The sequence below is a fragment of the Janthinobacterium sp. genome (assembly GCF_031995485.1).
Classification (GTDB): Bacteria; Pseudomonadota; Gammaproteobacteria; order Burkholderiales; family Burkholderiaceae_D; genus Janthinobacterium.
The window spans coordinates 22,693-31,304 of the sequence record NZ_DAMAGB010000063.1 but is presented as its reverse complement, the minus strand read 5'-3'; the positions used below and the strand labels follow the sequence as shown (position 1 = coordinate 31,304).

Sequence of the window (8,612 nt, the reverse complement as noted above, 5' to 3'; positions counted from 1 at the left end):
GGTGGATATGCGTGGCGCCGCAGGAAGGACAATGCAGGCTGGCCTGCGCCGTCTGTTCGATCAGGGCGATGGCGGCATCCTGCGCCACACTATCTTGCAACAGGGCGATGCCGGCCAGGCGTTGGCGCTGCGACAACTGCGAGAACTGCTCGATGAAGGCCTGCCACTGGACTGTGTGCATGATGGGTCTCCCGAAAGGAAATTCCTGATCGGTTAGAGCTCAGCAACGTCAGAACGGTTCCACTTTTTTCGCTGACATAGCCATTTTTTTTTGCGCCATCGTCACTGACCACTCGCTCAGGGCATTTCAAGCCGCTCTTTCCACATCTGGTCGCAAAAATATTATTTTCTTTTTAATTGTCGATACAGTATTGTCTTTAAGTAACATCCGCTATCGCGGGGTTCTGAACCAGGACGACCGGCCGACACGAATCGGCCGGCATTTTTTACTGTCAAGCCAGGAGTGTGCTGCCCATGCTATCGATCAAACAGTTGAACAAAACCTATTCCAATGGCGTCAAGGCCATCCATGACGTCAGCCTCGACATTCCAAACGGCATGTTCGGCCTGCTGGGGCCGAATGGCGCCGGCAAGTCGTCGCTGATGCGCACCATTGCGACCTTGCAGGATCCCGATAGCGGCAGCATCACCTTCAATGGCGTCGATGTGCTGAAGGACAAGGAATGCCTGCGCCGCCAGCTCGGCTACCTGCCGCAGGATTTCGGCGTGTACCCGAAGGTCAGCGCGGAAACCCTGCTCAATCACTTTGCCGTGCTGAAAGGCCTGACGGAAAAGGGGCCGCGCAAGGAAGCGGTCGAAGCGCTGCTGCAGCAGACCAATTTGTGGGAAGCGAGAAAACGCAAGCTGGGCACCTATTCGGGCGGCATGCGCCAGCGTTTCGGCATTGCGCAAGCGCTGCTCGGCGCGCCGCGCCTGGTGATCGTCGACGAACCGACGGCCGGCCTCGATCCGGACGAGCGCAATCGCTTTCTGAACCTGCTGGCGAAAATCGGCGAGCAGGTGGTGGTGATTTTGTCGACCCATATCGTGGCCGACGTGACCGACCTGTGCCCGCGCATGGCGATGATCGTCAAGGGCCAGGTGCTGGTGCAGGGCGAGCCGCAGGCGGCGATCGATACCCTGAACAACAAGGTCTGGCGCCGTACCGTCTCCAGCGACGAGCTGGCGCAGTACCAGCAGAGCATGAACGTGCTGTCGACGCGCCTGGTAGGCGGCCGCCCGCAGATCAATGTGTTTGCCGACAGCCAGCCCGATGCCGGCTTCGTGCAGATCGCGCCCGACCTGGAAGACGTGTACTTCCTGCATGTGCGCAATGCCGGCCGCAACGGGGCCGCGCCTGCCGCCGCAGCCATCGCCGTGGCCTGAGGAGCGCGCCATGTGGAAGGAATTTTTCAAGTTTGACCTCGGCTACCAGCTGAAACAGCCCTTGCTGTGGGTATTTGCCGCCATCCTGGCGCTGATGGCGTTTGGCGTGACGACCAGCGATTCGGTGCAGATGGGCGGCGCGATCGGCAACGTCAACCGCAATGCGCCCACCGTGGTGGCGCAGCTGCTGGGCATGTTCACCCTGCTGTCGATGTTCCTGATTACCGTCTTTATCGCCGGCGCCGTGCTGCGCGACAGCGAAGTGGGCATGGCCGACATGCTGTTCGCCACGCCGATGCGCAAATGGGACTACCTGTTCGGCCGCTTTGCCGCCGGTTTCGTCGCCTGCCTGGCGATCTTTGCCTGCATCGCGCTCGGCACCATGATCGGCCCCTTGATGCCGTGGGTCGACCCGCAGCGCGTGGGACCGTTCTCGCTGCATACCTATGTGTGGACCTTTGCCGTGCTGGTGATTCCCAATCTGCTGTTCGTCGGCGCGCTGCTGATGCTGCTGGCGGCCACCACGCGTTCGATGCTGCTGGTATATGTGGGCGTGCTGGCCTTTTTCGTGCTGCGCACCATCGCCAGCGTGCTGACCAGCGACATCAACAACGAATGGCTGGCCGTGCTGATCGACCCGTTCGGCGTGACCGCCTTTGGCCGCATGACGCGCTATTTCACCTCGTCCGAAGCGAACGCCAGCCTGCCGCCGTTTTCCGGCTTCCTGCTGGCCAACCGGCTGCTGTGGCTGGGCATCACCATCGCCCTGTTTGCCGCCACCGTGGTGCTGTTCAAGCCGCAGCGCACCGGTACCGGCAAGCGCCTGTTCGGCAAGCACAAGGCGCAGGCAGCCGCCCCTGCGGTGGCGGCGCCGCTGCACTTGCCACGCATTACGCCTGCGTTTGGCACCGCCACCGCCTGGCGCCAGTGGTGGCAGATCCTGCGCTTCGACGCCGCCGGTGTCTTCAAAAGCGTGCCCTTCCTGGTCATGCTGCTGTTCGGCATGATGAACCTGATCGCCGGCGTCACCCTGGGGGCCAAGCTGTACGGCACGGCCGTGTATCCGATGACCTACCGGATGCTGCAGCAGATCAGCCAGAGCTTCAGCTTCATGCTGATCATTATCGTCGGCTTCTATGCGGGCGAGCTGATCTTCAAGGAACGCCAGGCCAGGATCGCCGATGTCAGCGACGCCATGCCGGTGGCCGACTGGACGCCGCTGCTGGCCAAGTGCACGGCGCTGGTCGGCGTGGTAGCCGGCTACATGCTGGTCGGCGTGCTGACCACCATCGGCTTTCAGCTGTATAAAGGCGGCGCGCCGGTCGAGCTGGGCCTGTATCTGGAAGGCAGCCTGCTGGGCGGATTCTTCTTCGTGCTGATGGGCTTGTGCGCCATCGTGCTGCAGGTGCTGGCCAACCATAAATTCATCGGCTATCTGCTGGTGATCCTGCTGATGGTGTCGCAGGCCGTGCTGGCCATGCTGCACTTCGAGCACAACCTGTACAACTACGGCGGCCTGCCCGACATCAAGTATTCCGACATGAATGGCTATGGCCATTTCCTGGCGGGCTGGCGCTGGTATGCGCTGTACTGGAGCCTGTTCACGGTGGCCCTGGTAATGCTGGCGCAGGCGTTCTGGGTGCGCGGACTGTCGAACGGCTGGCGGAACCGCGTCAAGCTGGCCGGCCGCCGCCTGAAGGGCCGCAGCGGCGCCGCGCTGGCGGTGGTCGTGCTGTGCTGGCTGGGTACCGGTGGCTGGATCTATTACAACACCAATGTGCTCAACACCTATGAACCGGCCGACATCGCCATGGACAAGGCGGCGCGCTACGAAAAACTGTACCGCCAGTACAAGGACTTGCCGCAGCTGAAGATCACCGACGTGCAGGCCAATGTCGATATCTATCCGGAGCAGCGCAAGGTGCTGATCAAGGGCCACTACCTGCTGCAGAACAAGACCGCGCAAGCGATCGACACGCTGCGCATCCAGCGCGATCCGGAACTCGACACCACCTGGCTGAACCTGCCCGCGCACAGCACCCAGCTCGACGACAAGGACCTCGGCTTCAGCATCCTCAAGCTCGCTGCGCCGCTGGCACCGGGCGCGCAATTGCCGCTCGACTTCACGGTCGCCGTCACGCATGAAGGCTTTACCAACAGCGGCGCACCGGACCCGGTCAACCTGAACGGCACCTTCTTCAACAACATGGCTTATTTCCCCCACTTCGGCTACCAGGACAAGATGGAGCTGACTGACCGCAACGAGCGCCGCAAGCGGGGCCTGGGCGAGCCGGTACGCATGGCCAAGCTGGAAGACAAGTCGGCCTACGGCAACACCGTGTTCGGCAGCGAGGCGGACTGGATCAGCTTTGACACCACCGTCTCGACCAGCCTGGACCAGACCGCGCTGGCGCCAGGCTACCTGCAGAAGAGCTGGGAAAAAGATGGCCGCCGCTATTTCCATTACAAGATGGACCAGCCGATGATGCCCTTCTTTGCCTATCTGTCGGCGCGCTGGGACGTGAAAAAAGGCGACTGGCACGGCGTGCCGATCGAAGTGTATGTCGACAAGAAACATGGCTATAACGTTGATCGCATGATCACCTCGGTGCAGAAATCGCTCGACTATTACACCGCGGAGTTTACGCCCTACCAGCACAAGCAGGTGCGCATCCTGGAGTTCCCCGGCTATGCCAGCTTTGCGCAGTCGTTCGCCAACACGATTCCTTACTCGGAAGGCATCGGCTTTGTCGCCGACCTGCGCAACAAGGAAGACATCGACTATGTGTATTACGTCACCGCGCATGAAATGGCGCACCAGTGGTGGGGCCACCAGGTGATCGGCGCCAATGTGCAGGGTGCCACCATGCTGATGGAGTCGCTGGCGCAATACTCGGCGCTGATGGTGATGGAGAAGGAATACGGCCGCAACAAGCTGCGCCGCTTCCTGCGGTATGAACTGGACCGTTACCTGAGCGGACGCGGCGGTGAAGTCATCGAAGAACTGCCTTTGGCGCGCGTGGAAGGCCAGCAGTATATCCACTACCGCAAGGGCAGCCTGGTCTTCTACCGCCTGCGCGACGAGATCGGCGAAGCGGCCGTCAACCGCGCGCTGAAACGCTTCCTGCAGGACAAGGGCTACCAGCAGGCGCCATTTACCACCACCGCCGAACTGCTGGCGTATATCCGCGCCGAAGCGCCAGCCGACAAGCAGGCATTGATCACCGACCTGTTCGAGAAAATCGTTTTCTACGACAACCGCGTGACCGAGGCAAAAGCCGTCAAGCGGCCCGACGGCCAGTGGGATGTCACCATGAAGCTGCACCTGGCCAAGCTGGAGTCGGACGGCAAGGGCAAGGAAAGCGCGCGCGTGTATGACGAGCCGGTGGAAATCGCGATCTTCTCGCGCGCACCGGCTGCCAAGGAAGAGGATGAAAAAGTCCTGTTTACCGACAAGCGCATCTTGAGCGGCAGCGACCCGGTGGTGACCATCACCGTCAAGGAAAAACCGTTCGAAGTCGGCGTCGATCCGTACAACAAGATGATCGACCGGGTATCGAGCGACAACCGCAAGGAGGTCAGTTTCAATTAGCGCGTAGGCCGGATTAGCGTAGCGTAATCCGACAACATTGTTGGCATCGGTAGTGGTGTCGGATTACGCGAGGCGCAGCCTCGCTAATCCGACCTACCGGCCGGCGGACATGCGCGTCGGATCTTAACGATACACCATCCCCCCATCAATCAGCGGCGCCTGCCCCGTCATGTAATCCGAATCCGGCCCGGCCAGGAACGACACCAGGCCCGCCACATCGTCCGGCGTCTCGGCGCGCCCCAGCGCGATGCCGTCGACAAATTTCTTGTAGGTCGCGCCCAGCTCGGCGCCCGTCACTTCGGCCATGCGCTTGTCGATCTCGACCCACATGTCGGTGCCGACCACGCCGGGGCAATACGCATTGACGGTAATGCCGTCGGACGCCAGCTCGCGCGCGGCCGACTGCGTCAGCGCGCGCACGGCAAACTTGGTGGCGCAGTACACGCCCAGCAGCGCAAAGCCGTCATGGCCGGCGATCGAGCAGGCATTGATGATCTTGCCCTTCTGCCCGCGCTTCTTGAAGCTTTTCGCGGCCGCCTGGATGCCCCACAGTGTGCCCTGCACATTGATGCGCATGATGCGGTCCACTTCTTCGGGCGTGACGTCCAGCAGCGGCGCCACCTGGGCGATGCCGGCATTGTTGACCATGATGTCGAAGCCATCGAGTTCTTTTTCGGCAAACGCCACCGCCGCAGTGACCTGGTCCAGCTGCGACACATCGGCAATAAACGTGAAGGCGCGGCGGCCCAGCGCGCGTACCTCGGCGGCGGCCGCGTCGAGTTTTTCCTGGTTCAGGTCAACCAGCGCGATATCGGCGCCATCTTTTGCCAGCCGCAAGGCAATCGCCTTGCCGATACCCTGCGCGGCGCCCGTGACCAGTGCGACTTTTCCTGTGATGCTCATGTGCTTTCCTCTCAAAATCAGCGCGCCTGCAACAGGCAGGTTCGCTTCCATTGCCATCAAAAACCTTTTTGACGGGGAGAGGAAGAGCGCACGGGACGGCAATCGGGCAAAGCGCGAGCCAGGTCAAGAAAAGGCAAATTGCCGCTACTCTTTTACATATACGGCATAGATGGCAAACGGCAGGCCGAGCACCACGGACAGCCACGGCCAGGCCGCCACGATATGGGCAACGGCCAGCAGCAGCAGGCACACCACCGCCAGCACCACCACGAACACGATGCGGCGGAACCACTTGCGGCCAGGCGGCGTCACCGGGTCGGCATACGCTGGCGCTTGTGCGTTTTGCTGCGCCTTGGCGTGCTTGCCGGCAGCGGAGCGCGCTGCGGGCTGCGCCGCGCCGGGCGGCAGTGGCAACGGGATGCCGTCATCGCCCGATGCCCGCTGGCGCGCTTCGTTGGCGCAGCGCATTTCCACTTCCACCACCCAGCCATCGAGGCGCCGCCCCCAGTCGTCCACTTTGGCCGCGCCCTCGGCGTCGAGGCCCTGGTAGTAGCTGCTGTCATTCTTGAAATGCGTATCGTTGGCAAACCTGGATTGTTCCTGGTACAGCGAGGCCAGCATGCCGTGCGCCAGCACGGTCACGCTGCCGCTGGGAAACAGCGCAAACTTCGCCCACGAGGCGGGCGGCTCCGGTGGCAGGTAAATCGGTCCGGGCGGCGCCAGGCTCGATGGAATCGAGATGTCGAGATCGGCGGCGATGCTGTTTGCCAGTGCCTTCCAGTTGGTCTCCGGCACCTCCAGTTGTCCCGCCCGCTCTTCGACGCACCAGTAGCTGTCGATCTCGCCGCCCCACGAGGTGGCATTGGGGAAAACCGGTATGCCCGGCACGTCCGCCACCAGCGGATGGTCAAACCAGGCGGGATGCTCGACGCCGACGGCCCAGATCTGATGGCGATCGGGAAAATGCGCAACCACCGCGTAATCGCCGTATTCGATGACGGCCGGCCTGGCGATGCCGAATTCGGCCAGCAGGTGCAGCGACAGGCGCACCGCGCCCGATTGCTTCAGGATGCCCAGCCACCAGGTGAAATCGTCGGCCAGCAGCGCGTTGTCGCCGAGTTGGCGGAACAGCAGGCGGGCGTTGAAAAAAATGCCGTGACGGTACCAGTCGTCCAGCGCCAGCTTGCCGCGCAAGCATTGCGTGCCGTAGCTGACCAGGGCGATCTGGCGGTGGATGGATTCGGATTGCAAGCCGGGCTCCTGTCGTTATTGGAAAGCAAAGCTTACCACCGTCACGGCCCAGGCTCGCTTGCCGTTACCAGCCGAATTTCAGTTCCATCCCCAGGTAATTGGCATTGCCGCCGCCGGCATTGCGCAAGGTGTCGCCCGCCTGGAAATGCACCGCCTCCAGCGAGGCCGTCACGTTCGGATTGATGCTCCAGTCGCTGCGCACTTGCGCGTAGGCGCCGGTCCAGCGGCTGCCCTGCCCGGCCGTGCGCGGCACGCCCGACATGTTCTGCACATACACGGCGTCGCCCGTGGTCTGGCGCCACTGCAGGCCCAGCGAGGTAGTCACGCTGAGGGCCCTGGCCGGCTTGAAGTTCAGCGACGGCTTCAGGTGGATCAGATTGCTGTAGCCGGTCAGTCCCGCCAGCGAAAAATAATAGCCGTTGGCAAACAGCGGGTTGAAGGTGCCGAGCTTGCCGTCGCCGGCGTGCCTGTCGCCCGAGGCCATGTCGAACTGCAGGCCCACGCGCGGGGTCCACGGCTGCGTGGCAAAGGTATAGCCGGCGATCGAGCCGAGCGCCCACGCCTGCGCGTGCTGACTGCCCACCTGGCCGCGCTGCAGCATGCCTTCGATGTCCCAGTCCACGCTGCCGCGCTTGCCGTTGTAGCGCAGGTCGTACACGTCGCGCCGCTCGTTGCCAAGCGCGTCGAGGAAGCGCGCCGCGTCGCGCCGGTAGCGCGAATAGTAGCCCGAGAGATCGCCCGGCCCCAGGCCCTGGTATTCCGCGCGCAGGCCATCGAGGCGCAGATGGCCGTTCGAGTCGTCGTCAAAGGTATGCTCGCTGCGGTTCTGCACCGGCTGCGTGGCATAGCCGATCAATCGCCATGGACCGTGTTCCCAGTCGGCCCAGACGCCGTCGAACGACTGGCGCACGTTCGGCCCGTCGCGCGCGGCGATAAAACGCTGCAGGTCGAACGCCATTTCCTGGCGCCCCACGCGCAGCTTGACGGCGCCGCTGTCGGTCGGCACGGCTACGGTGGCAAACAGCTGCTCGACGTCGAGCTTGTCCTGGTCCGGCGGCGCCAGCGTGTGTTTTTGAAACGCGCGCGCATCGACCAGCTGGCCGAATACCTGCACGTACTGGCCCAGGCGCAGGTCGGCGTGCAGATTGGCGCGCTGGATCACGTAGCCGTCCGGGCGCGCCGTGCCGGCGCCGAACAGCGGCGTGGCGATATGCTCGTAGCGCTCGCGCAAGCCGCCACCGAGCGACAGATAGGAGCCGCTGTCGCCGAGCGGCAGGTATTTCAGGTTGTCCAGCGGCTGGCGCGCCAGGCAGGGATCGGCCAGCGCGCTCCAGTTCTCGCTCCAGCGGTTGAAGTTGATGGCCGGGCGCTTGGCCCCGCAGGCTTCTGCCGGCGCGCCCGCCGCCAGTGTCTGCGCGCCTGCCACGCCGCCGGCCAGCAGCGCCAGCACGCCGCCGCACAGCTGCATGGCGTGCCTGGT

5 protein-coding genes and 1 pseudogene are annotated in these 8,612 nt (G+C 63.2%); 2 read left to right on the top strand and 4 right to left on the bottom strand.

The annotated features are described in order from the left end of the window. A pseudogene (locus tag RTQ46_RS25145) lies at positions 1–181 on the bottom strand (IS1595 family transposase); the annotation flags it as partial. A gap of 293 nt (positions 182–474) precedes the next feature. Between RTQ46_RS25145 and RTQ46_RS25140 the strand changes: the two are divergent. Both RTQ46_RS25140 and RTQ46_RS25135 read left to right on the top strand, forming a co-directional pair. After that, a complete protein-coding gene (locus RTQ46_RS25140) occupies positions 475–1,386 on the top strand; it encodes an ABC transporter ATP-binding protein (protein ID WP_312440327.1) in 912 nt (303 codons plus the stop codon). Between the two features lie 10 nt (positions 1,387–1,396). Then, on the top strand, positions 1,397–4,978 hold the full coding sequence (locus RTQ46_RS25135) for a M1 family aminopeptidase (protein ID WP_312440326.1): 3,582 nt from the start codon (positions 1,397–1,399) through the stop codon (positions 4,976–4,978). Positions 4,979–5,101: 123 nt separating this feature from the next. Here RTQ46_RS25135 and RTQ46_RS25130 read toward each other — a convergent pair whose 3' ends face one another. The 3 genes from RTQ46_RS25130 to RTQ46_RS25120 form a co-directional block, all read right to left on the bottom strand. Beyond that, complete coding sequence (locus RTQ46_RS25130) at positions 5,102–5,881, bottom strand: acetoin reductase (protein ID WP_312440325.1); 780 nt, start codon at positions 5,879–5,881, stop codon at positions 5,102–5,104. A gap of 144 nt (positions 5,882–6,025) precedes the next feature. Beyond that, positions 6,026–7,132 (bottom strand): hypothetical protein, encoded by a 1,107-nt coding sequence (locus RTQ46_RS25125; RefSeq protein WP_312440324.1) that lies wholly within the window; start codon positions 7,130–7,132, stop codon positions 6,026–6,028. A 64-nt stretch (positions 7,133–7,196) separates the two neighbouring features. Further along, positions 7,197–8,600 carry an alginate export family protein gene (locus RTQ46_RS25120; protein WP_312440323.1) on the bottom strand — a complete coding sequence of 468 codons (1,404 nt, stop codon included), beginning with the start codon at positions 8,598–8,600 and terminating at the stop codon, positions 7,197–7,199. Between the last annotated feature and the right edge of the window lie 12 nt (positions 8,601–8,612).